At 41.5% G+C, this 24,599-nt stretch carries 20 protein-coding genes, 1 pseudogene and 1 CRISPR repeat array; of the genes and pseudogenes, 11 read left to right on the plus strand and 10 right to left on the minus strand.

Going from position 1 to position 24,599, the window contains the following annotated elements; genetic code table 11:
- Window positions 1-731 precede the first annotated feature (731 nt).
- Window positions 732-1,970, plus strand: coding sequence for a glycosyltransferase family 4 protein (locus tag DP114_RS20335; protein WP_171976977.1), 1,239 nt, complete (start codon window positions 732-734; stop codon window positions 1,968-1,970).
- Here DP114_RS20335 and thiS read toward each other — a convergent pair.
- Window positions 1,967-2,179: a sulfur carrier protein ThiS gene (thiS, locus tag DP114_RS20340; protein WP_169265479.1), complete on the minus strand. Its 213-nt coding sequence runs from the start codon at window positions 2,177-2,179 to the stop codon at window positions 1,967-1,969. The two genes, DP114_RS20335 and thiS, sit on opposite strands and share 4 nt — an antisense overlap.
- Complete coding sequence (locus DP114_RS20345; RefSeq protein WP_171976978.1) at window positions 2,172-3,293, minus strand: thiamine phosphate synthase; 1,122 nt, start codon at window positions 3,291-3,293, stop codon at window positions 2,172-2,174. The genes thiS and DP114_RS20345 overlap by 8 nt, the downstream gene beginning before the upstream one ends.
- Before the next feature lie 154 nt (window positions 3,294-3,447).
- Between DP114_RS20345 and DP114_RS20350 the strand changes: the two genes are divergently transcribed.
- Window positions 3,448-5,523 carry a DUF1565 domain-containing protein gene (locus DP114_RS20350; protein WP_246162602.1) on the plus strand — a complete coding sequence of 692 codons (2,076 nt, stop codon included), beginning with the start codon at window positions 3,448-3,450 and terminating at the stop codon, window positions 5,521-5,523.
- Window positions 5,524-5,704: 181 nt separating this feature from the next.
- Here DP114_RS20350 and DP114_RS20355 read toward each other — a convergent pair whose 3' ends face one another.
- Window positions 5,705-5,884: a hypothetical protein gene (locus DP114_RS20355; RefSeq protein ID WP_169265481.1), complete on the minus strand. Its 180-nt coding sequence runs from the start codon at window positions 5,882-5,884 to the stop codon at window positions 5,705-5,707.
- A 55-nt stretch (window positions 5,885-5,939) separates the two neighbouring features.
- Here DP114_RS20355 and DP114_RS20360 point away from each other — a divergent pair, with 55 nt between their 5' ends.
- A complete protein-coding gene (locus DP114_RS20360; RefSeq protein WP_169265482.1) occupies window positions 5,940-7,172 on the plus strand; it encodes an RNA-guided endonuclease InsQ/TnpB family protein in 1,233 nt (410 codons plus the stop codon).
- Here DP114_RS20360 and DP114_RS20365 read toward each other — a convergent pair.
- The 3 genes from DP114_RS20365 to DP114_RS20375 all read right to left on the minus strand — a co-directional run bounded on the left by DP114_RS20365 (window position 7,150) and on the right by DP114_RS20375 (window position 10,337).
- The gene (locus DP114_RS20365; RefSeq protein ID WP_169265483.1) at window positions 7,150-7,293 is read right to left on the minus strand and encodes a hypothetical protein; all 144 of its coding nucleotides are present in this window, start codon (window positions 7,291-7,293) and stop codon (window positions 7,150-7,152) included. The two genes, DP114_RS20360 and DP114_RS20365, sit on opposite strands and share 23 nt — an antisense overlap.
- A gap of 58 nt (window positions 7,294-7,351) precedes the next feature.
- Window positions 7,352-8,116: a hypothetical protein gene (locus DP114_RS20370; RefSeq protein ID WP_407650777.1), complete on the minus strand. Its 765-nt coding sequence runs from the start codon at window positions 8,114-8,116 to the stop codon at window positions 7,352-7,354.
- Between the two features lie 133 nt (window positions 8,117-8,249).
- The gene (locus tag DP114_RS20375; protein ID WP_171976979.1) at window positions 8,250-10,337 is read right to left on the minus strand and encodes an S-layer homology domain-containing protein; all 2,088 of its coding nucleotides are present in this window, start codon (window positions 10,335-10,337) and stop codon (window positions 8,250-8,252) included.
- Window positions 10,338-10,770: 433 nt separating this feature from the next.
- Window positions 10,771-11,468: direct repeats of the CRISPR family, unit length 36 nt; unit sequence GTTTCCATCCCTTTGCAGGGAAAGGGTTCTGTAAAG.
- Window positions 11,469-11,828: 360 nt separating this feature from the next.
- Between DP114_RS20375 and DP114_RS20380 the strand changes: the two genes are divergently transcribed.
- From DP114_RS20380 to DP114_RS20395, 4 genes and pseudogenes are all read left to right on the plus strand, one after another.
- Window positions 11,829-12,842: an ABC transporter ATP-binding protein gene (locus DP114_RS20380; RefSeq protein ID WP_171976980.1), complete on the plus strand. Its 1,014-nt coding sequence runs from the start codon at window positions 11,829-11,831 to the stop codon at window positions 12,840-12,842.
- On the plus strand, window positions 12,843-13,655 hold the full coding sequence (locus tag DP114_RS20385; protein ID WP_171976981.1) for an ABC transporter permease: 813 nt from the start codon (window positions 12,843-12,845) through the stop codon (window positions 13,653-13,655).
- Window positions 13,656-13,696: 41 nt separating this feature from the next.
- On the plus strand, window positions 13,697-15,550 hold the full coding sequence (locus DP114_RS20390) for a GldG family protein (RefSeq protein ID WP_171976982.1): 1,854 nt from the start codon (window positions 13,697-13,699) through the stop codon (window positions 15,548-15,550).
- Window positions 15,547-16,143, plus strand: a pseudogene (locus DP114_RS20395) (DUF4340 domain-containing protein); the annotation flags it as partial. The gene DP114_RS20390 and the pseudogene DP114_RS20395, both read left to right, overlap by 4 nt.
- Window positions 16,144-16,421: 278 nt before the next feature.
- Here DP114_RS20395 and DP114_RS20400 read toward each other — a convergent pair.
- Window positions 16,422-16,646 carry a hypothetical protein gene (locus tag DP114_RS20400; protein WP_246162603.1) on the minus strand — a complete coding sequence of 75 codons (225 nt, stop codon included), beginning with the start codon at window positions 16,644-16,646 and terminating at the stop codon, window positions 16,422-16,424.
- A 349-nt stretch (window positions 16,647-16,995) separates the two neighbouring features.
- On the opposite strand from DP114_RS20400, the gene purU reads away from it, so the two are divergent.
- Window positions 16,996-17,850 (plus strand): formyltetrahydrofolate deformylase, encoded by an 855-nt coding sequence (gene purU / locus DP114_RS20405; RefSeq protein ID WP_169265490.1) that lies wholly within the window; start codon window positions 16,996-16,998, stop codon window positions 17,848-17,850.
- Window positions 17,851-17,974: 124 nt separating this feature from the next.
- On the opposite strand, the gene DP114_RS20410 is transcribed toward purU, so the two are convergent.
- Entirely contained in the window at window positions 17,975-18,451 is a 477-nt protein-coding gene (locus tag DP114_RS20410) for a phosphate-starvation-inducible PsiE family protein (protein ID WP_172195253.1), read from the minus strand.
- A 430-nt stretch (window positions 18,452-18,881) separates the two neighbouring features.
- On the opposite strand from DP114_RS20410, the gene DP114_RS20415 reads away from it, so the two are divergent.
- The 3 genes from DP114_RS20415 (at window position 18,882) to DP114_RS20425 (ending at window position 21,656) form a co-directional block, all read left to right on the plus strand.
- A complete protein-coding gene (locus DP114_RS20415; RefSeq protein WP_169265492.1) occupies window positions 18,882-19,577 on the plus strand; it encodes an ATP-dependent Zn protease in 696 nt (231 codons plus the stop codon).
- Window positions 19,578-19,841: 264 nt separating this feature from the next.
- Window positions 19,842-20,576 (plus strand): SDR family oxidoreductase, encoded by a 735-nt coding sequence (locus DP114_RS20420; protein ID WP_169265493.1) that lies wholly within the window; start codon window positions 19,842-19,844, stop codon window positions 20,574-20,576.
- Between the two features lie 60 nt (window positions 20,577-20,636).
- Window positions 20,637-21,656 carry a catalase family protein gene (locus DP114_RS20425; RefSeq protein WP_171976985.1) on the plus strand — a complete coding sequence of 340 codons (1,020 nt, stop codon included), beginning with the start codon at window positions 20,637-20,639 and terminating at the stop codon, window positions 21,654-21,656.
- A 165-nt stretch (window positions 21,657-21,821) separates the two neighbouring features.
- On the opposite strand, the gene DP114_RS20430 is transcribed toward DP114_RS20425, so the two are convergent.
- Both DP114_RS20430 and labA read right to left on the minus strand, forming a co-directional pair.
- Window positions 21,822-23,423, minus strand: a complete 1,602-nt coding sequence (locus tag DP114_RS20430) for a 2-isopropylmalate synthase (RefSeq protein ID WP_169265495.1) — start codon at window positions 23,421-23,423, stop codon at window positions 21,822-21,824.
- A gap of 83 nt (window positions 23,424-23,506) precedes the next feature.
- Window positions 23,507-24,037 (minus strand): low amplitude/bright protein LabA, encoded by a 531-nt coding sequence (labA, locus tag DP114_RS20435; RefSeq protein WP_048866685.1) that lies wholly within the window; start codon window positions 24,035-24,037, stop codon window positions 23,507-23,509.
- Window positions 24,038-24,599 lie beyond the last annotated feature (562 nt).

Genomic DNA, 24,599 nt, shown 5'->3' on the forward strand with positions numbered 1-24,599 from the left:
TTGAAAAACATAATTAACCAAAATAGCTTTTGGCATTTTGGCATAACATCTTGGGTGCTCTTCAGATATTATACTAAAAGTAGCTAGATTTCAAAGTCTTAATAGGAGCGATTTGACGTCTTTTAATTATCAGTATAAATTAGGATAAACTAAAAATATCGCTGTATCAAAAAGTAATGTAAAAAAGTATCAAACGTAAAATCTCATTACGTAAGACAAAAGCATGAACAAGCCGTGCCGCAGGCATAGAGGATACGCAGAAGATCAAAACATTTACATATTTCCATATTACGTACTTAGCAGGTGTAGAACTTATTTCATCTTCATATTTACTTTCACTTCTATTTAAAAAATTTATCAATTCGTATATACAAAAAACAGTATATATGATACAAATAAAATATTCATCATCAACAAACTTGAAATATATAGAAAAAGTTAGCGAATTCTTTTCGCCAAATTAAGCTTTATAAATATAAAAAAATGTTCATAATCAAATTAGATGTAAGAGTCATTTATCATTAGTCATTCAAAGTGATTCTTTAAATGAATAATGATAAATAACTATTTATCTGCTCTACCATGCAAGAAAAATGCCAGGTATTTGTTAGGTCAAATAAACCTGGAACAAAATCATCTGAATTTCTTCACTTTAGTTAAAAGTATGAAGAACAAAGGTTGCCAAACTTAATGTAAAAAATTATGCGATTTTAACGTTTAGTGATCATCTGATGGAAAACATTTCACGCATAAGAGCAACAATCCGAGATAAAACTATGTCAGACCCGGATATCCTAGTCATATCTCGTAGCTTCCAACCAAAAGAAGGTGGAATTGAAGAGTATATCTATAATCGTTGCTTACAAGACCCAGAACGAGTGATTGTTTTGACGGCTAGTTGTTCTGGAGATAAGCTATTTGATAAAGCGCAAAAGTTTCCAATCTATCGCTGGCCGATTTCTCGATACTGGCATAGTAGTTTTGTGGAGAGTATGCTGCAACCTTTCCTCAATTGTGTTTGCTCATTTGTGCTCGCCATAAAACTTTATTTTCGCTATCATTACCGTTATATTGAGTGGGGTCATGGCTACCATTTTCTTTCTCTTCTGCTGTTAAGTTATCTTCTACCCATCCGGTTTTTTATCTACTTACACGGAAAGGATATTCTTGGATTCTCAACTAACCCCATACTGCGTTTTCTATTTGAATGCACGTTAAAACGAGCGCAAGGGATTGTTTGTAACAGTTCCTATACTCAAGATTACCTCAGGATTCATTTCGATGTTGCGACACCAACTCATGTGATCAACCCTGCTGTGAGAGTAGAAAAATTTGGTGTTTCATCTTATCAAGAAAATCTGGATGATTTACGTGTCAAGGTGCGCAATGGATATAGCATTCCAGAAAAAGCAGTTGTGATTCTCTCAGTCGGACGGGTGCTAAAGCGTAAAGGTTTTGATCGCGTGATTGAGAATTTAACACTCCTACTAACTTTTGGGATGGACGTTCACTACATACTGTGTGGACAAGGTCCTTATGAGTCTGCACTGAAACATTTAGCCCGTCGTTTGCGGGTGCACAAGCGAGTTCATTTTGCTGGATATGTGCCTGACCAAGAATTAAGCGCATACTATGCAGCATCTGACATACTTGCAATGCTGACTCAGGGAGATGATAAAACCCCCAGAGTTGGGGGTTTAGGTATCGTCTGTTTAGAAGCAGGTTATTTTGGGAAACCTGTGATTGCTTCTGGCTTGGGGAGTGTAGTGGATACAGTTCATCACGAGGAAAATGGCATACTAGTGAATCCCAATTCCGGTTATGAAGTTTTTCATGCTTTCAAACGGTTGTGTCAAGACCAAAAGCTGCGTGAACAACTCGGTCGTAGAGGGAAACAATTAGTTCAATCCAAAACCTTACACCGCTCAATTTACATTCCTGAGTCTCGCTACGAGTGTTTGTCAACTTAACCACCACCAACTATGGTAACTATTTCCAAGCGATCGCCCTCTTGTACTTTTGTGTCTGACCAAAACTGACGGTGTAAAATTTCGCCGTTATACTCTACTGCTACCAAGCGAGGATTAAAACCCAGTTGCTGAAGTAAGTCCGGTAAAGGTGTTTGCGGTAAACTGCTACGAGTTTCCCCATTGACAAGTAGTGTAATATTATCAGACATAAGACATACCAAGTTCTGGTTTCATGCGACTTATCAGCTGTGAGAGGAAAAACTGTGTCACTAAGGTAGGTTGTTCGGCTTGCATCAGACTACGCACCACGGCGACACGGTTTGCTCCTGCATCGATCACCTCATTCACGTTATTTGGATCTATTCCCCCAATGGCAAACCAAGGTATTGAACAATTTTTAGCCGCATAGCTGACGTACTCTAAGCCAGCTGCTGCTTTCCCCTCTTTTGTTGGAGTTTCGTAAACCGGTCCCACGCCAACATAATCTGCACCTTCAGCGATCGCTGCTTGCATTTCTGCCGCTTTTGTGGTAGACCTACCTATCAAACGGTGAGGACCGAGTAATTCTCGGGCGATCGCAATAGGCAAATCTTGTTGTCCTAAATGTACCCCATCAGCATCTACCGCTAGAGCTAAATCTAAGCGATCATTGACAAGAAAAATAGCACCGTAATCGTGGCATAGTTGCCGCAGCTTTTTCGCTTGTTGTAAGCGCACAGTATCATCGGCTGTTTTGTCGCGATACTGTACGAGTGTTAATCCTCCTTTAAGGGCAGCTTCGACAGTTTCCAGCAACTTATCACCAGGGGAGGTGACAAGATAAAGACGCGATCGCAACAGCAGTTGCTGTCGATGACGTCCCATCAAAGTACTTTCCAAGGTATAAATGCGATAACGCATTTGCTTACAAGCTTTGCCCATGTTTGGGTTGTAAAGCTTACTGTATTCTTCCAACACCCGCAGGGCTTCTTGCACTCGGCAGAAGTTAGCTTGCAACAAAGATTTGATGCTCGTACGTTGCTCTTCTTGAGGATGAGTTAAGTCAGTTCCAGGATCTCCAGGCGTATTTCGCGCCGCCCGCAGTTCAGCAGTATGCCAATGAGCTATTTCTTGTCGCTCTTTTTTGCATTGGGCAGCCAATTGGGCGTTGTTCAACCCAAAGCGACACCATTCCTCAATAATTCGCAAACCTTCACGAGCGCGATCTAAATTTGCATCTAAAATGCGGTAAACAACTTGCTGTATTTGCTCTGTTTGGCTGTATGGCTCGACCATTACAACAACCCCGTTAGTGCTCTTATCGTAACAGTCAGCCTCTTTCATATTGGCAATGTGCTCCGCATCTCTATTGATTCTTAACTAACTTAAATGTGTATCAAAAAGATCGAAGTAGTCAATATGTGAGTAACTTTATCGACTTGATCTACGACATCTACAAAAGTATCAAAAGTTTTTTGGTTGAAGGAGTGCCGTAAAAGTGATTCACCCCCACGTTTTTTCTAAATCTTATATCGTAAACAACCTGCTAGGAACGCGAGTCGCCAAGGATGACAAACCATATTTTTTCCTCAATCAAATAATATTATCGGTGTTTCGTTTCTTAGTTTTGTGTTTCACAACTGGCATGGGAATGGCATACATGGCAATGCTTGGCGCAAACCTTGATGTTGCCATTGCTCAAATACCCAGAACAACAGATGGGAAACAACTGGATGTCAAAACAATCTCTCAGGTTAACACCCTTTTTGTCAACCCAAGTGTTGGAGATGACAAGGTAAACAATGGCAGTGAAGGTACTCCTTTTAAAACTATCAGCAAAGCGCTACGAATTGCTGGTCCCAATACAGTCATTATGCTGTCAAGCGGTACTTACACTGCTGAAACTGGAGAGAGTTTTCCTTTGATACTCAAACCAAACATTTCTATTCAAGGGGACTCTGGCAGTAAAGGTCGTGGTATTGTGATCAAAGGAGGAGATACTTACCTTAGTCGCACCTTTGGTGGTAAAAACGTCACGATTGTTGGCGCGAACCAATCTAAGTTGACTGGCGTAACAATCACCAATCCTAACTCTCGTGGTTACGGTTTATGGATTGAATACAGTAATCCAGTAATTGTGGAAAATACCTTTACTGGTAGTACCCAAGATGGAATTGCAGTGACTGGTAACAGTACCCCTAACATTCGCAATAATTTCTTTTATCAAAATGGAGCGAATGGAATCACCCTCTCTGGAAATTCCCAAGCCGAGGTGCGGGAAAATTTGTTTCAACAAACGGGCTTTGGTGTTAATATTACCGAAAATGCTCAGCCAATCGTAGTTAGTAATTCTATTCAAGACAACAGAAGTGGCATTGTAGTACAAGCCAATGCTCGCCCAATACTACGAAACAATCTCATTCAAGGTAGCAAAGAAGATGGGTTGGTAGCGATTTCTCAAGCTATGCCCAATTTAGGCACCGCCTCTGAACCAGGTGGTAATCAATTTCGCAACAATGCTCGTTACGACATTAACGCCAGCGCCGCCAAGCAAATCTTTCCTGTTTTTGGCAACAACCTTGCCAACAACCGCATCAATGGCAAGGTAGACTTGACTGGAACAACAGCAGTTGCAGACGCAGGAATGGGGACAACATTGGCGCGTGGGAACTCTCCTGCAAACCTGAGTCCCTCACCCCGTCTTCCTCTGCCCACATCTTCTAACAATGTTTCAGCAGGATTGAACAATCAACTACAACCATTAACACCTGCTAATTCTCCACTTTCTGCAACTGCAACCAATCAACAACAGCTTTATGCTCAAAATTCTGGCTTGCCAACTCCTAATAGCTTAACAAGGTATGGCGGACAATCTCCAACTAGGACACTACCACCCCGGCAAGGTGCCCCAACAAGAGGAATTCAACCATTAGCAAATACATCTAATACATCACGACAAGCAAATTACGTACGCATTTCTCCTGGAAGCGTAGAATTCACCGCACCCCAAACAGCAAGTAACACTGTTGATGCAGGGATACAGGAAAGTCGGGATGCGAGGAATTTACCACAGATGACTGCGCCTTCTCCCCTTCCCCCATCTGGGCGTCAACTACCACAAGTCAATGCAACTTCCTCTAACCAAGTCGCACTAGCACCCGTACAAGGAGTGCAGACTCAAGGAGAGTCTGGATTGCCAAGACTAGAAGCTGCGCCTGTCGGTGAAGCAGCTCTTTTGCCCGTTCCCAATACCAATATCCCTTTGGGCAATACTAGTAATATGCGAAAAGTGGCAGTACCTCAAAGATCTTCAACAACAGCGTATGTTGACAGTTCATCCCCATCGCCTAGGGGAGAAAGTCAAATGAATTTACGTTACCGAGTTGTGGTGGAAGTCCAAAATGAAAAAGAGCAAGAGTTAGTCAAATTCCTTGCTCCTAATGCTTTTCCCACTGTCTGGCGCGGTAAGGGAGTGATGCAAATTGGTGTCTTCAACACCCGCAATAACGCAGATAGCATGATTAAAATACTGAATAATAATGGTTTGAAAGCTGTGGTTGAGCCGGTGAATTGAATCAGTTATCAGTAAACAGTTATCAGTTATCAGTAAACAGTTCACTGTTTACTGGTAACTGTTGAACATTTTGCTTCTGGGTTGATGGAGGAAGTTTCTCTCTCCATACATTTAATACTTCCCTCATCCCTTGGCAAATCTAATCGCTTACCGTAATTAATGGGTCTAAAGCCCCGTCCTTCTAGGACGGCTTTTTATTAATTAGTTCATCAAGGTAATCTCTAAGTTGGTCTTGCCAGTCGGGGACATCTTTAAGCGCTTCTTTCTGCCCAACTCGACCTTTGAAACATATAGGAGATTTGTCCAAGGCAATCTCGTTTTCTGGTTTCCATCTATATTCATGATTTTTCCGGAAAGGCATGGCAGTATTTTTTGGATAGTGGTATACTGCAATATATAGCATATTAAGAAGGAAGATGAAAGCCAGATACCAATTCCGTTTCTACCCAACCGACCAACAACGAGTGAGCCTGTCTCAGTTGTTTGGTTGTGTAAGGGTGGTGTGGAATGACGCTCTGGCACTTTGCAAACAATCGGAAAAGCTGCCAAGTAACAACGACCTTCAAAAATTAGTACTTACTCAAGCCAAGAAAACGGAGCGCCGTGGATGGTTAGCAGATGTTTCGAGTACAGCATTGCAACAATCGGTTGCAGATCTAGGGGTCGCTTACAAAAACTTTTTTAATTCGCTCAAAGGTAAACGGAAAGGGACGGCAGTCGCTACAACGGGGGGAACCCCCGCAACGCGCTGCCTCAAGAAAGTCGGCAGTCCTAAATTCAAAAAACGTACAAATCAGCAATCAGCAAGATTGACAATCAGTGGCTTTTCAATCAAAGGAGATGAGGTTTACCTAGCCAAAATTGGAAACATTAAGCCAATTTGGTCGAGACACTTGCCGTCAGCGCCAAGTTCAGTCACTGTAATCAAGGACTGTGCTAATCGTTATTTTCTTAGCTTCGTAGTAGAAGTTCAATCAGTCGATATCGAGGCTAAAAACCAAAGCATTGGTATTGATTTGGGGATAAAAACTTTTGCAGTGATGAGCAATGGTGAAAAAGCTACCAGTCCCAATTACTCAAAGTTAGACAAGAGAATACGTCGCAAACAGCGCAAACTAGCACGCCAGCAAAAAGACTCGAAACGTAGAAACAAAACCAGAATTCAAATAGCCAAGTTGCACAATCGGTTAGCCGATACCCGAAAAGATTTCTTGCACAAGCTATCGACCAAAGTGGTCAGTGAAAACGAAACTATTGTTTTGGAAGATTTGAATGTCTCAGGAATGGTTAAGAACCGCAAACTAGCACGAGTGATTAGTTTGCAAGGTTGGCGTGAATTTCGGACATTTTGCGAAGCAAAATCCGAGAAGCTGGGCAGAACGTTCCGTGTCATCAGTCGCTGGGAACCAACTAGTCAAATTTGTTTTGATTGTGGCTTTAAGTGGGGCAAGCTTGATTTAAAAGTGCGTTCCATTCTTTGCCTAAACTGTGGAGTTGAGCAAGACAGAGATGAAAACGCAGCTAAAAATATAGTAAAAGTCGGGATAGGGCATTGCCACGACTCTAAATGGACGCACAGAGAAGGTAAGACTGGCTTGCCAGCACATCTCAACGAAGCGTCAAGAATCACCGACCCTTTAGGGCGGTGAGTATGTCAAGTTCATAAGTACAATCAAATTCTGTGAGAATGTCTGCTAGCGCTAATGGTAATTCAAAATATTTGCTAAATGTATCATTAGTACCAGGCTGGAGGATACGTGGAGGATTCATATAATTTTATATAATTTTAAACATACGTGGGAGTGTTACTAATAGCTATAATCATCTCCTATCCTATTTCTTGTGACATAAAACTGTGTGAACGTCTCGGGAGTAGTTTTCCAGAAAGCTGCAGCTTTTCGTTAGAAATTGCTTTGAGTTTTGATGTAAATGACTCTGAACCTGCGCTTGTTTGCGGGGTGAATTGCTCAATTGGGGGATTATTGGTAGCCCCAGGAAGAAAGTTATCTTGATCATTTTGGTTAGCAGATGCGGATCTGGGGGTTTCTATAGAGGAGGTTTTCGCCTGATCCGGTTCTCTGCGTTGAGATGACTGCTGTTGGGGTGAGATGGGGTGTGGTGGTGATTTTCCTGTATCCCCGTGTTCTGATGTCTGCAAGTCTCGGGACGCTTTCTTCAAGGGAAGCCATTTGGGTGTTCCAGTGTCCACAGTTGAGGGGGCTGGCGGGTGAAATTCCTCTAGGGAAGTTTCCTCAACAGCTGTTGTTGTTTCTACAAAAGATGAGGAAATTGGGGGAAGTGCCGTTAGGCTTTGTGGAAATTTGCTGCAAATCAAGCGCTCAAATTCCATGTTAAAATGAAAAATCGCTTGTCCACGTCGCTGCCAACACGCTAATATTTGCTGCACTGAAACAGCTTTGTAGCGCCCTTGATAAAGTGCTTCAATCACTGCCATGTGTAGCCAGTTGCCTGGGTATTGCTTTTGCCAAAGACCCACTATCTCACTGGCGTTATAACCACCAAGGTCGAAACTATAATGAGTTAGCAGGGCTATTGCCAAGTCAGCAGATGTGTCCGGGTTTGGTGTGAACATCTGACTCTCGGCTTCAGGCAGGTACACATCTTGCTCCCATCCCATACAGCCTATGTTGTTTTGATGATCTATAGTTTTTTTGGTCAGTGCTTCCAAGTATAGAGGGGAAGTGGTGTTCATTTTACTTTTGATATCAAGAATGGGAAAAGATATAGGGTGAATTAATGCTGGGAGTTTGCCTCACCACCACTAATGCTTGATAAACCATAGCAGCCACTTCCCCTCGTGTCGCCTCTCGATTTGGGTGGAATTGTTTAGAATCGGGATAATTCACAACAATTTTGTTTTGGGTGGCAGTAGCAACTGCTGAACGAGCATAGCTAGGAATTATGTTATGATCGCTCAAGCCAAGTAAGCTGTTGTTATCAGCGGCTTTGAGACCAAGTCCATTGACCAAAGAGACAATTACTTGTAATCGGAGAACATTTTGCTCAGGGCGGAAGGTGCGATCGCGAAATCCACCAACAAAGCCCGCCTGCGCAGCAATTTTGATGGCATTATACGCCCAAAAATCCTTGGGCACATCCGTAAACTCAGTTGCAGGATGTTTGGCAGTTGGGTTAAAGCAAACCGCAACTAAAGCCGCATACTGGGCGCGAGTGATTGGTTTATCTGGTTCAAAAGTCTCATGGGCAAAACCGTGAGTCAAACCCATCTTGAGCAATGCTTGGATAAATCCTGCTGCCCAGTGTGTCATAACCTCCGTGTCGGAGGCAATCTCCACGTTAGGATTGACAATATAGGGAGAAGAAATTGGCTTTTGCTTCCCACTAGCCACTAATGCCTGATAGATGCAAGCTGCCACCTCAGCGCGGGTGATGTCCCTGAGTGGTTCTAATAGTTTTATCTGAGGATAATTGACTATCAATAAATTTTCAGTCGCAACCGCTACCGCTTTTGTGGCAGCACTAGGAATTTGGGCGCTATCGCCAAACACACCTAAAATATTTGGATTGCCCCCACTTAGTTTGAGTCCATTCACCAGAGAGACTATTGTTTGAATCCTTGTTAAATTTTGCATTGGTCGAAACGTCCCATCCGGAAATGCACTGATAAACTCCATACTAGCAGCACGTTCAATAGCTGACGATGCCCAAAAACTTCGTTTGACATCTGTAAATTTGCGTATTTTTTTTCCGGAAGGTAGCTGAAAGCTCCTAGCAATAACATCGGCATACTCAGCACGAGTGATAGGCGCTTCAGGTCGAAAAGTGCCATCAGGAAAGCCGTTCATCAAATTATTTTTATGTAAAGCTTCTACAAAGGCCATTGCCCAATGCCCAGCCATGTCAGAAAAATCTGTGTTAACTGATACTGGAACAATATCCTCTGTTGGATTAATAAACTCTATGATTCCCTTAACTTTGGTATAGTTTAAATTGTTACTAACAGATAGTAAGTGGGCAGAGGTTGCATTTTCGATATCAAACTGTCCGTTATCACGGAAAATATTACCACCGGGGTTTTGAGGATTACCCAGGTCGGGAGCGGCATTCCCATTCACCAACAATCCAGTTTGAATGTTGTTTTCGATCAGATTATTTCGCAGGATAGGACGAGCATCTCGCGAAAGGGCGATCGCATTTCTATTCTCTATAAAGGTGTTTTTAAGAACATTACATTCAACATAATCACTGATAGCTATTCCCAAAAGATTTTTTTGGAAAAAATTGTTTAACACTTCTCCTTTGCTATCACCTGCCATAACCAACCCACTGACACCATTTTCCAGAAATACATTCTCCTGAATCAGTGGTTTGGCACTACCACTGACAAACACAGCTTCCCGACCGCATTTGGTAAAAGTATTATTAGCCAAAATTGGGGAAGTGGATTCAATCCATACACCAGTCCCTTTTTTTGTAGGATTTACAACAGTGACGCCCATCAATTGAGCATAATTTAGTAATACCAGCGTAATATTTTGTATCCCAAAACTTTCGCTTTCATACTTTCCACTGCCGGAAATCACAATTCCTTGACCTTTGGTTGCTTCATGACCGATCAGCATCACACCCACTGGAATGATGAGTGGAAATATTTCACCACTCGCAGTGTTGTAAGTTCCACAGGCAAGCTGAATGACTTTGGGTGTTGTGGTTACCTTCAGGGCACGGGTAATTGTTTTATAAGGATTTAACCGTGTCCCAGCATTGGCATCATTGCCAATTGTAGGGTTGACATAAATTGTAAGTGTGGCAACGACGGTAGAGTTGACCATTTAGTGACTAATAAACAAATTTTGAATCATCACAATCATAAATAACTCTACAACTGCGTTTACACAAGCACACCTATGTAACTTTTTTACGTTTATTGAGGTTTTGATCCCCGTTGGGGGAAGAGGTTATCAAAAACGCTGAGATCTTGCACCATTCTCAAGAACGCAACCTCGTCCGCCTGGGAATCAATTCCCAGGCTCACAGTTCAAGTCTACTAAAGTAGACTCAAAAGCTTATGCAGTCGTCTTTAGACGACTTTTACTATGAGCAGGCGGGTTTAAACCCTAGGCGGTTGTTGGCACAAGTGCAAGATCTCAGTTTGAGTGGTGAGTTTTAACAATGGAATTAGCGGCATAAGTCGTTTTCATCCCCTGACGGGGAATAAGCATTGTAAAGCACACGTCAGATTGTCGAAGAAATGAGTGCTCTTACGTTTCCATCCCTTTGCAGGGAAAGGGTTCTGTAAAGGAGGATTGGGGGTACCAAGTGGGCGCCGTCTATCTTCTAGGGAAAGAGTTTCCATCCCTTTGCAGGGAAAGGGTTCTGTAAAGAATTCTTCAAGATAAACTTGGAATGGACACCGTCGAGTTTCCATCCCTTTGCAGGGAAAGGGTTCTGTAAAGCTGAAAAGTGAAAATTCCTTCTGTTTTCAAAACGTTTCCATCCCTTTGCAGGGAAAGGGTTCTGTAAAGAGAAATCCAGGTTGGCCCTGGCGACAACACCGCAAGTTTCCATCCCTTTGCAGGGAAAGGGTTCTGTAAAGAATTTTAGGTTTGACTGCTCAATCGTTCACAGTTAAAGTTTCCATCCCTTTGCAGGGAAAGGGTTCTGTAAAGCAGTTATGATACCAGGAGTAGGCTTAGCTACTACAGTTTCCATCCCTTTGCAGGGAAAGGGTTCTGTAAAGTCTTTCTAGTGAACACGTTTACGTCGTTGCTCATGGCTGGTTTCCATCCCTTTGCAGGGAAAGGGTTCTGTAAAGAATACAGTGGAGATAACGGAGAAGGGTTATATTCAAACGTTTCCATCCCTTTGCAGGGAAAGGGTTCTGTAAAGAAGATAAAGTCCAGGCTATGGCTTGGATATCTAAAAATGTTTCCATCCCTTTGCAGGGAAAGGGTTCTGTAAAGAGTTCACTTGTAGAAGCCTTACTGGGAGAGAGTTTGAGACCCCCAAATCGACACCACTTTTTTAAATGTCAATAAGGGCAAGATTCTTCTCAATAAAACTCTCATTTCGTAAGCTGGAAACCTTGCTACAAGCGCAATCGACACCACTCAACGAAGTTATGCGGTTTTCAAGGATCGGAGGAGTGGTGTCGATAAAATTTCAACCCACTCCCTAAAAATAAAATGTCTCACCTATAATTGTCAAGTTTTTGACCGACTCCACACCCAAAGATGCAGTAGCTCCTCAGTACTCAACGCTCAGAACTGTTTTGTTGTTTTATCATGGTTTGATGAATTACCATTTGCACGTAGCTAAAACGGATGATTTCAGTTGAACATCTGAGTAAAACATACGGTTCTACCTCAGCAATTACTGATGTTACTTTCGACGTCGAACCAGGGGAGATTTTGGGGTTTTTGGGACCAAATGGTGCTGGCAAAACCACAACCATGCGAATTTTGGCTGGTTATTTGCCTGCGACGAGTGGAACTGCGCGGATTGCTGGCTTTGATGTCCATGACAATTCTCTGTTGGTGCGGCAACGGATTGGTTACTTACCAGAGACGCCGCCGTTGTATCCAGAGATGACGGTGGAGGGATTTTTGTATTTTGTGGCGCGGATTAAGGGAGTTTCGGCGGGCGATCGCGCCACCAAAATCACAGCCGCAATCGAACGCTGCAATTTACAAGAAAAACGTCACGTCATTATTCGCAAACTTTCCAAAGGATATCGTCAGAGAGTCGGCATTGCTCAAGCAATTGTCCACGATCCACCAGCCATCATTTTAGATGAACCCACAGTCGGACTCGACCCCCGGCAAATCATTGAGGTGCGAAATTTAATTAAAAGTCTTGCGGGAAGCCACACAATCATTATCTCTACTCACATTTTGCCAGAAGTGAGCATGACTTGTAGCCGTGTCGCAATCATCAACGGTGGGAAGGTTGTCGCAACAGATACACCCGACAATCTCATGAACCAATTGACAAAAGGTTCCGGATATGAAATAGAAATTGAAGGAGAAGCGGCTCTCGCCAAACAAGTCCTGCAAAATGTAGCAGGGGTAAACTTTGTCGAATCAATTTCTGCGGTGGGAATGCACAGTCATACCTCCTTAAAGGAAAACCAAGCATACCTGCGGGTGATATCACAACCAGGAACAGAACCAGGAAAAGATATTGCAGCAGCATTGATCGGAACAGGATTCGGTTTACTAGAAATGCGGCGTGTTAACGCTACTCTAGAAGATGTATTTTTACAACTAACTACAGAAGAAAAAATTTTGGAGACTGAGACAGAAATCGCAGAGGCAAAAGAAGGAGAAGCAGCCTAAATGGGTGTCGTACTGGGTAATATTATTGCCATTTACCGCCGAGAGTTACAGAGTTATTTTGTATCACCTTTGGCATATGCAATTGCTGGTGTCTTTTGGCTTCTATCTGGGTTATTCTTCGTGCTTATTTTGATGGGCCCAGAAGGCATTCTACAAACAGTCACTGCATTAGATTTACAAGGACAACAATTTGGAGTGCCTGTTCCACCAATAGATGTTCCTTACGAACTTGTCAGGGCATTTTTGGATCGAATGGGATGGCTATTGTTGTTTGTGTTGCCAATTCTTTCTATGGGACTTTATGCCGAAGAACGCAAGCGCGGCACTTTAGAACTTCTCGCCACATCACCACTGACAAACTGGGCGGTAGCTGTTGGTAAATTATTAGGAGTTTTGACATTTTTCATCACAATGGTAGTGCCGATCATGGGAATAGAAACCATTGCTTTGAGTGCGTCAAGTCCACCAATGCCACCAGCCATACCGTTACTAGGACATTTAGGACTCATCTTACTAGCAGCAGCAATTTTATCTTTGGGAATGTTCATTTCTTCTTTGACAGATAGTACAATTCTGTCTGCAGTTTTCACATTTGCATTAATGTTATTACTCTTGTTCGTTGATTTAATTGCCAAAAATATTGGTGGTTCTATGGGAGACGCACTAGGACATCTATCATTGCTGAAACATTACAACACCTTAGTACAAGGTATATTCGATACGAGCAGCCTGATTTTATTTGCCAGTTACATTCTTCTCGGCATCTTTCTTACGGCTCAATCAATTGATGCATTGCGTTTTCAACGTTCATAGGGAGGAAGAGGGAACAGTTCCCCTCTTACACAACAAAAAAAATGAAACTTCTCGCTAAAAAGAAACCTTTAAAAATTTTATTTTGGTTTGGTCCGTTCCTCCTTGCTGCAGGCTTAACATCTGGATTCGTATCCCAGAATTGGGGACCAATTCAACTCACATTGATAATTTTGGGAACACTCATCATTGTATTGTGGCTGATATGGCAAAACAAGCAGAATAACTGGTTGGGACAACGTTCTACCCAAGCTAGTACTAATGCTTTGATTGCGACTTTGGCAGTTTTAGCGATTTTAGGATTGATTAATTTTTTAGGAACTCGCTACGATACACGAGTTGACTTGACAGAAACTAAGTTGTTTACCCTTGCACCCCAGTCACGGGAATTGGTACGCAACTTACAAGTACCAGCAAAAATATTGCTGTTTGACGTTAATCAAGACCCCGTAGACAGGGACTTACTAGAAAATTATCGTCGGCAAAGCTCTAAGTTTAGTTTTGAGTATATAGATCCACAAGCAAGACCAGGATTAGCACGTAAGTTTGGTGTCAAAGACTATGGAGAAGTTTACTTGGAATTTGGCGATAAACGGCAATTAGTTCAGGTAGTAGGTCCGCAGCAACGTTTATCAGAAGTAAAATTAACAAATAGTCTGCAACAAATCAGCAGTATAAGCTCTGCTAAAGTTTACCTCCTCCAAGGTCACGGCGAACACGAACTTTCTGGTAAAGGCGAAGGAGTTATATCGCAAGCGGTTAAAGCATTAAATGATAAAGGTTACACCACTTCAGCTTTGAATCTGGTAGAAAAGTCTAGTATTCCTCAAGATGCTAATGTTGTAGTCGTTGCAGGTCCGAAGCGATCGCTATTTGAGAACGAAGTCAAAGCACTACAGGACTACCTGAATCGAGGTGGAAATGTAATGCTGATGATTGATCCAGATACAGACCCCAAACTCGAAAGCTTGCTTGCCCAGTGGGGTGTAAAATTAGATAACCGTTTGGCAGTTGATGTTTCTGCAAGTGTTGGACTTGGTCCTGCAGCACCTTTGGTAACTCAATATGGAAAACACCCGATTACCAAAGATTTTGGCAACGGTATCTCTTTTTATCCCTTAGCACGACCGATTGACACAAATCCAGTACCTGGTATTCAGGCGACTCCCTTGTTACTCACCAAAGCTTATCCTAATAGCTGGGCAGAAAGTGACCAGCAAAGTGAGAACTTGAAATTTAATCCTGAGAGCGATCGCAAAGGTCCACTAACATTAGGCGTAGCATTAACAAGGAAACTATCAGCAAAATCTGAAGCTACATCTAACTCTACCCCCACACCGACACCAACTGCAACACCTCAAACCCAAGCCAGCCCGACTCAGCGCGCCACACCCACAACTGCTGCAACACCAGCCAGCCCAACTCAGCGCGCCACACCCACAACTGCAGCGACTCCAGCCAGCCCGACTCAGCGCGCCAAACCGATAGCTGCTGCTACACCTCAAACATCAGCCAGCCCGACTCAGCGCGCCAAACCCACAACCCCAGCGACTCCAGCCAGCCCGACTCCCACGACTACACCAACAGCAACTGCAACTCCAGCCAGCCCGACTCCCTCATCAACCTCGGGTGAGTCACGAATGGTGGTGTTAGGAAATTCAGATTTTATCATCAATGGCTTGTTCGACAAGCAACTCAATGGAGACGTGTTTCTCAACTCAGTCACTTGGCTAAGTCAGCAGGATCAACAACCGCTTTCAATTAGTCCAAAAGAAGTAATAAACCGTCGCATCAACCTAACAGGAGTACAAGCCCTGCTTTTAGAGTTATCATCTCTGGTGATTTTACCTCTGATCGGGCTAGTGGTGGCAGCTATTTTCTGGTGGATACGAAGATGAAATTACAGCGAACAACTTTAATTCTGATACTGCTAGCGCTTGGTTTAGGTGGTTTTGTCTACTTCCATGAAATAAAGAATGCACCTGAACCAAAGGAAGTCAAGCAGCAGCAAAAAATCTTCTCTTTCAAAGAGGATGACGTGCAGTCTTTGACACTCAAAACTCAAAATCAGACTTTAAATCTGGAACGTACTGACAAGTCTGAAGAACCCAAGTGGATGATGAAATCTCCTGAAGTCGCTCCAGCAAGTAGTGCTATTGTAGGTTATTTGATGAATTTGCTAGTGGAGGGAAAGAGCGATCGCATTGTATCCATCTCACCCAACCAGCTTGCAGAATTCGGCTTAGATCAGCCTCAAACAACTATCGATATCAAACTAAAAAATCAGAAAACACATCAGTTAATTTTGGGTAAGCCTGACTTTAACCGCCGTTTCCTGTATGCTCAAATTGATCCTCAGAACAAACCAGGTGGCAATAATGATGTGCTATTAGTATCTACGGATTTTGAAAATGCAGTTAATCGAGAACTATCAGAGTGGAAACAACCTATAGATGATGGCAAAAAACCCACTCCCAATACTGAGAAACCTATAGATGATGGAAAAAAGCCCACTCCCAATACTGCTAAACCCATAGATGATGGAAAAAAGCCCACTCCCAATACTGCTAAACCCATAGATGATGGAAAAAAACCCACTCCCAGTATTGAGAAATCTACAGATGATGGAAAAAAACCCACTCCTAGTAGTGAGACATCTATAGATAATGGAAAAAAACCCACTCCCAATACTGATAAACCAACTCCAGCAAACAGCCAATAACAGCTTTTTTTATTTGAGGTGATGGTATAGTTTGTTTTCAACAAACTTCACTCGTCATAACTGCCAGGTTCAGATACGTTTATCAGTAAATCGATGATATTTTTGTGCTTTTTATGGAACTTCAGTAATTCCAAGTAAGCTAAAGGAACAATGATTGGCCACAAGATAGTAGCTACAACCAAAACGATAGTAGAATAGAAGCGCTGCTGTGAATCCATGTCTTCATCTGCTAAAAAAAATACCACCCATTGATTAAAAAAACAGGAAGCCATGATTAAATAGACTATAATTACAAGGTAAGTAATAAGCATTGGTGTCATGATAATATAGTTTTAAATAAAACCAAGTACAGTAGAGATCTTGCCTCACGTTTATAACAAGACCTTAGTTAAGGTATATCATGTATATGTTTTTTTTATTGTTTCGTATAACGTATACTTTCAAGTAGGACTCAACTCTATTCTAAACAAAACAAAAAAGAGAAGTTATTCACTTTCCATAAAACCTGCTATCAAATTATAAAGTTCTCTTACATTAATAATGTATATAAAATTCTTTTTTCAAGAGTAATTCTACTGAAAAGACCGCTTCCAAGAACTTGCTAGTCTTTAGAATGTGTTCATGATAAGTCCAACCGCAACACTACTTATTTCCTGTCCCGATCAAAGAGGATTGGTCGCAAAAATTGCCAACTTCATCTATGCTAATGGTGGTAATATTATCCAGGCGGATCAGCATACAGACTTTACAGCAGGGTTATTTCTCACTCGTATTGAGTGGCAGTTAGATGGGTTTAATTTGCCGCGTGACTTAATTGCACCAGCATTCAATGCCATTGCTCAACCACTGCAAGCTAAATGGGAATTGCACTTTTCTGATACTGTCCAGCGGATTGCGATTTGGGTGAGTCGTCAAGATCATTGTTTATTTGATTTAATTTGGCGACAACGTGCAAAAGAATTTGCTGCACAGATACCTGTCATTATCAGTAATCATCCTGATTTAAAAGTAGTAGCAGAACAGTTTGATATCGACTATCACCACATCCCCATCATCAAGGAAAACAAACAGGAACAGGAAGCCAAGCAATTAGAATTACTACAGCAGTACAAAATAGATTTAGTTGTCTTAGCAAAATATATGCAAATTGTTAGTGGAGAATTTATCGTCAAATTTCCACAAATTATTAATATTCATCATTCATTTTTACCAGCTTTTGTTGGAGCAAATCCCTATCACAAAGCTTTTGAAAGAGGTGTAAAAATTATCGGTGCAACCTCTCATTATGTGACTGATCATTTAGATGCAGGACCAATTATTGAGCAAGATGTGGTACGAGTAAGTCACCGTGATGAAGTTGAGGATTTGATTAGAAAAGGAAAGGATTTGGAGCGAGTTGTTTTAGCAAGAGCAGTGCGTCTACATTTACAGAATCGTGTATTAGTGTATGGTAATAAAACAGTCGTGTTTGAATGAGTAAAGCAGCCATCGCACTTCTTTTTGAGTTGTAAGAATTATTGAACCGCTAAAACGAGACTGCTATATTGCTTATTTCAGACAACCTCAAAGTTTCCAAGTGTGCAAACTGCCTCTTCAGATTTTAGCTTGTGGGTTTATCTTCTATTTTGTTGTTGTTAACAACTTTAACGTGTTCAAAAAAGTTAGACATCCAAGGTAAAACCACAAGAATTATGCCTAAGACTATCAGAAATAAAGAGATTCCAAAGATTTGGTCACGAGGAATTTCGAGAACACCGCGTAAAATAACTTCTCGCAAAGCAGAAACAATAGTAATTTCTACTGCTGCAACTACGGATATTCGTTGGTCTTGTAAGTAATCAATTAATAGTCTAAATAATTCTACCAGAATCAAAATAAACAGAATATCAGATGTAACTTGCCGTAAATCTAGTGGATGCAAAAAAGAGAAGAACATATCTCCCAATCGTAAAAGCATCACACAGAACAAACCAAGACAAAGAGAGATGACAATAAAGTCTTGAAAAATCTCTAGATTACGTACGATGGTATCTCTTTGGAACCAACTCTTTAATCCTATCATTATCCGTTTTGGCATGGTATCTCCGGACATTCTAGATTCGTCCAGCCCTATGATAAACAATTCAAAATTGAAAATATGCTCTATGTCTTACAGAACTTTATAAATAACCTTTAATATCAACTGTGCTTAATTACTTATATTTCCTGCGTAACCTGATCCCAATCCCCTGCGATCTCGCCCAGAGGGTGCTGCAGACTAGTAAGGTTCTTGGTTTTTTATAAGTATTGATCCCAATATCATATGATATAGGACTCCTATTTGATTTTAGAAAAAAACTCAGTATACCTTCATTGCTTTTTCCCTGTTAAGCGTTAAGCGTTCCCTGTTAAGCGCCCTGACGAGTTGTTCACCAAATCAAACCGAATTCCTATAGGTAGTATTTTCTGTTGAGTTCATATCATAATTAAAAAAGAGTTAAGAAACATGAAGCTGGACTGTCTTTAATATGAGCAAAATATCTCTAAACTTAATAGCAATATCTATCTTTATCATGACGATGTCTAGCCTCTTGGGACCATTGTTGCACATATCACCTGTAATCCCGGCAACACTAACCTTTAGCGTTTTGGGAATAGCAACTCTTGATTCATTTAGTTTACAAGGCAAGGGTGGTAGTTTACTTATAGATTGGATAGCTGGTTTTTCTCCAGAACACAGAGAACGCATCATTCATCACGAAGCCGGACATTTTCTAGTTGCTTATCTACTAGAAATTCCAGTGATGAACTATACCCTAAGTGCCTGGGAAGCACTCAAACAAAGACAACCAGGACAAGGTGGTGTGAGTTTTGATGATGGCGAATTAGCATCCCAACTAGAACGGGGTACAATCAGTGCTCAAAAGCTAGACCGTTACTGTACCATTTGGATGGCTGGTATTGCTGCTGAAACATTAGTTTACGAAAACTCAGAAGGAGGAGCTGATGACAGAAGCAAGCTCTTAATGGTATTGACAAAATTAGGTTTTTCTGAATCGTTAGGTGATCAGAAACAGCGCTTTTGTACACTCCAAGCCAAAACGCTTTTGGAAGAAAACTGGTCGGCATATCAAGCCTTAGTGAATTCTATGCGAGAACGTGCAACAGTTGCAGAGTGTCAAACTGCAATTGCACAAGCTTTTGACACTCCCCAAATTGCCTAATTTATGAGAATTGAAAAACCAAGTTCCCGGACTTCTCACCAGAAATCCGGGAGCTTTTTTTATCACGAATGATTTAGAATCCCTTCCGTATTCTGCGTTCTTCTTTAAGGTATATTTGCGGTGTTGTGGCATGAGAACATTCGGGTATCAGCCATGTCTCGTTCTATCAGCATTTTTAGGAACTTTGAATTCCAACAATCTCAGTCTAGTTCTTCAAAGTGGTCTTCTACAACAGCCATTTTTCTAAAATGAGGAGAGAACTCTATGCAAAGTAACGACAAAAAAATTGCCCTAGTCACCGGGGCGAATAAAGGGCTTGGTTTTGAAATCAGCCGCCAATTAGCAAAACAAGGAATTACCGTACTGATAGGTGCCCGTGATGAAACCAAAGGTAAGGAAGCAGCGGAAAAATTACAGGCTGAAGGGTTTGATGTGCAGTCTATCAAACTCGATGTTACAGATACTTCTACCATCGAAACTGTAGCTAAGACTGTTGAAGAAAAATTTGCCAAGCTTGATATTTTAGTCAATAATGCTGGTATTCTCGGTGGTCGGGAACAACTCCCAAGTTCTGTTTCTGTAGCTTCGGTCAAAGAGATATTTGAGACAAATTTCTTCGGTGTCATTTCTGTGACTCAGGCGTTTTTACCGCTTTTGCACAAAAGTCCAGCAGGACGCATCGTTAATGTGTCGAGTGGGCTTGGTTCCCTGACGCAACACAGTGACCCGAACCATGCCTTATACGATACAAAATTATTGGGCTACAATTCCTCTAAGACAGCGCTTAATGCTTTTACAGTTACGCTGGCGTACGAACTGAAAGACACCCCCATAAAGGTCAATTCTGCTGATCCAGATTCGTGCAAAACAGACATGGGAACTGATGAGGCTACTTACACTGCAGAGCAAGGTGCTGACACTCCCGTATGGCTTGCTACACTTCCAGAAGATGGTCCAACAGGTGGTTTCTTTAATTCCCGCAAGCCGATTCCTTGGTGATTGCTTAGGTAGGCACTACCCACCTTTTTCATTGATTGCACACATTGAGAGGAGGAAAGTATGACCATTTCAAAATTATCTGCTTCAGAGCAAGAAACAATCACAGATGCGGTTTTAGCCGATAACTTAAAAAGTCAGCAAGAAAAAGGACCAGATTTACGCCAAGTACACCCGAAAAGCCATGCGTTAGTTTGGGGAGAATTTATCGTCGAGAATGACATTCCTGCTGCACTAAAAGTTGGCGTATTCGCTACAGTTCAAACCTATCCCATCTGGGTTCGTTTTTCTAATGCTGCACAAGCAGAAAAGCGGGGTAAGTTCGCTTCAGATAAAAAACCTAATGCTCATGGCTTGGCAATAAAATTGATGAGTGTTGAAGGCGAAAAAGTTCTTGATGATGAAGACAAAACTCAGGATTTTATTCTTCTCAATCATCCAGTCTTTTTCCTACGAGATGTCAAGGGTTATGTTGATCTTGCCAAAGTAGCAAGTGGACAAGCTGATCCAGAATTAACGCAAGCCATGCAACCTTCTTTTGCAATACTCCAGGAAATTGCTAGTAAAAAAATCAGCAATCCACTTTTCATTCAGTACTGGAGTACGACACCATACAAATTAGGTTCTCAAGCTATCAAGTTTTCTGTCAAACCTCAACAAATAGAAGCAGTTCCCGACTCAATACCGGATGCTGATAATTATTTACGTGAAGCAGCCGTCAAATATCTGGATCAAGAAGGTCAGGATGCTTTTTTTGACTTTCTCATTCAGCTTTATGTAGATGAAGAAAAAACTTCTATTGAAAATCCAATGCAGGAGTGGAAAGAGGAAGATTCACCTTTCATGAAGGTAGCTACTATCAAGATTCCTAGCCAAAAATTTGACTTTGATGAGCGAAAACGATTGGATGAGGGTTTGTCTTTCAACCCTTGGCATACTTTACCTGAACATGAACCAATTGGTAGCGTGAATTTAGCTCGAAAAAAAATTTACCAAGAACTTGCTAAATATCGACGGGAGCAAATCGAAATGCGTTTGAGAGAACCTCAACCTTTCGCTTTTACAGAGGATGATCCTCGTTAAATAGACTTCTTGTAAAAGTCATCATAACTCAGATCCTGCACTATTGTTATTTAGCTTCGATTAAGGAGGCAGAGCCTCCCAACGCTCGTTACCAGGCTGCAGCCTGGTAACGAGAATAATTGCATCCCCTACACCCTTATACCCTTACCCCCTTACACCCCTAGTTCATGACACATTCTTTGCAACGACTTGCTGTTGTTTCTTTTGCAAGGATGCATACAGTCTATTCAATGCATTCACGTAAGCTTGAGCAGATGCTACGATGATATCTGTGTTGGCTGCATGACCTGAAAATACTCTACCTTCATGCTTTAGACGGATAGTGACTTCACCAATCGCATCAATACCCGCTGTGACTGATTGTACAGAAAACTCAATTAACTGGTTCGGTACGTTGACAACACGATTGATGGCTTTGTAAACTGCATCTACTGGTCCTGTACCGATCGCAGCATCAATTAATTCTTCGCCTTCTGGAGTCCGAAGTGTGACTGTTGCGGTAGGACGAGCATTACTACCACAAGAAACTTGCACTAATTCTACACGGAATAAATCCGGAGCTTGTTGGATTTCATCAATAACAATTGCTTCCAAGTCCCAATCAGAAATTTCTTTCTTTTTGTCTGCGACTTCTTTGAATCTGACAAATGCTTTATTTAATTCAGTTTCTGTGAGTTCATATCCCAATTCTCTCAAACGTGTCCGGAAAGCATTTCTTCCTGAATGTTTGCCCAAGACAATTTTATTTTCTGTCAAGCCAACTAGTTGGGCATCCATAATTTCATAGGTGAGCTTATTTTTGAGCACACCGTCTTGATGAATTCCAGACTCGTGAGCAAAAGCATTCGCACCCACAATTGCTTTATTCGGTTGAACGAGCATTCCTGTCAAGTTAGAAACCAGACGGGATGTTTTGTAAATTTGTCTGGTGTCAATATTTGTTAATGGTTCTTCCGAATCAATGGAACGTCCAAAGAAGGGGTTGAAGTATTGTCGACGGACGTGCAAACCCATCACTAATTCTTCTAATGCTGCATTTCCTGCACGTTCACCAATACCGTTGATAGTACATTCTAACTGTCTGGCACCGTTTTTCACAGCTTCTAAGAAGTTGGCGACAGCCATTCCTAAATCATTGTGTCCATGAACAGAAATAATTGCTTGATCTATGTTTGGTACATTTTCTTTAATCCCTTTTATGAGTGCCCCAAATTCACTCGGTGTGATATAACCTACCGTGTCAGGAATATTAACTGTTGTTGCTCCGGCGGCGATCGCTCGCTCTAAAACTTGATAGAGGAATTCTGGCTCAGAGCGTCCTGCATCTTCCGGAGAAAATTCTACATCATCAGTGAATGTTTTGGCATAAGCCACCATTTCTTCAGCAATCGCTATTACTTCTGATCTTGTCTTTTTCAGTTTGTACTTGAGGTGAATATCGCTTGTTGCAATAAAAGTATGAATTCTCCCTTTGGCAGCTGGCTTGATTGCTTGGGCTGCAGTTTTAATATCTTCGTGTCGCGCTCTTGCTAAACTACAGATCACAGGACCATCTTGTGTCCCCACAACTTGGGCAATCTTAGTCACAGCCTCAAAATCTCCAGGACTGGCAAACGCAAAGCCTGCTTCTATTACATCCACACCCAGACGTGCCAGTTGCTTAGCGATAGTTAGTTTTTCATCTATGTTCAGTGTTGCTCCCGGACACTGCTCACCATCTCGAAGTGTGGTGTCAAATATGATGATTCTATCTTGTGTCGTGTTCATTTGCGGCTTGTTGTTGACTTCTTACTTGTGACTTAAAATACTTTTTACCTTAGTTTCTTTGCAATTCCTCTTGTAAATTATTGCTAAGGTAACTGAGAATCTACTTTTTCTATTCTGTCCCGAATATCATTTAAATCTATATATCTATCAGTAGCGTTACGTAGTTCTCTAGCTATCATTCCTTCTGTTGATACTACTGTAATATGCGTATTTTTTCCCCGTAACAGTTCTATTGCTCTTTCAAAATCTCCATCTCCACTAAATAAAACAACTCGATCATACTGATCTACTGTATTAAACATATCTACAACAATTTCTATATCTAAATTAGCTTTTTGTGAGTAACGACCAGATGAATCATCATAATATTCTTTTAAAATTTTCGTTCTAACTGTATAACCTAAACTAATGAGAGCATCTCTAAATCCTCGTTGATCTTGTAGGTCTTTTAAGCCAGTGTACCAAAAAGCGTTGATTAAGGTTGTGTCTGATTGTTCGTGCCTGAAATATTCTAAGACTCTTCGTGGGTCAAAAAACCAGCCATTTTTTTGTTGAGCATAGAACATATTGTTTCCGTCTACAAAAATAGACAGACGATTCATCGTAAAACCCATAGTAAAGTTACACCTAATAATATATAAGCAATTTAGATTTAACAATAGATGATAGCAGCAATTAGAAAATATTAATTCTGGTGGTATCTATAAATTATATATTGTCATATATAGCTTTTATCTAACCTCTAGCATTTAAAAAATCGACGGAAGCATTTGAGTAGTCGCTGTCCTCCAGTTTAGTAATGTTAATTTTTTTCTCTCTTGGCTGGTAAGCGTGCCCCTAGAATCAAAATCTACCAAGAAAATTGACTACGTAACAGCATTCTTTGGTCTATACCAATCAAGTTTACTCCTAAAGAGGTATCGAAAAGTTTAAGAATTAGCTCGCTTACCAAAGAGCAGACTGGCTGTATCCTCCAGACATGCTTTGTGCTGGCGTAGCCTTTCAAGAAACACAGGGGTGTAGGGGTGTAGGGGTGTGGGGGTGTAAGGGAGCCACTGCCGTGCGCGGGTTCCCCGCGTTGAGGCATGTGGCGTGAGCCAGTACTTGATGAGGGTCTCCCGACCTAGGTATCTGGCGTGAAAAAGGTGTTTCTTTCATTTGTAGCGGGTGGTGCGC

The organism is Brasilonema sennae CENA114, assembly GCF_006968745.1.
Classification (GTDB): Bacteria; Cyanobacteriota; Cyanobacteriia; order Cyanobacteriales; family Nostocaceae; genus Brasilonema; species Brasilonema sennae.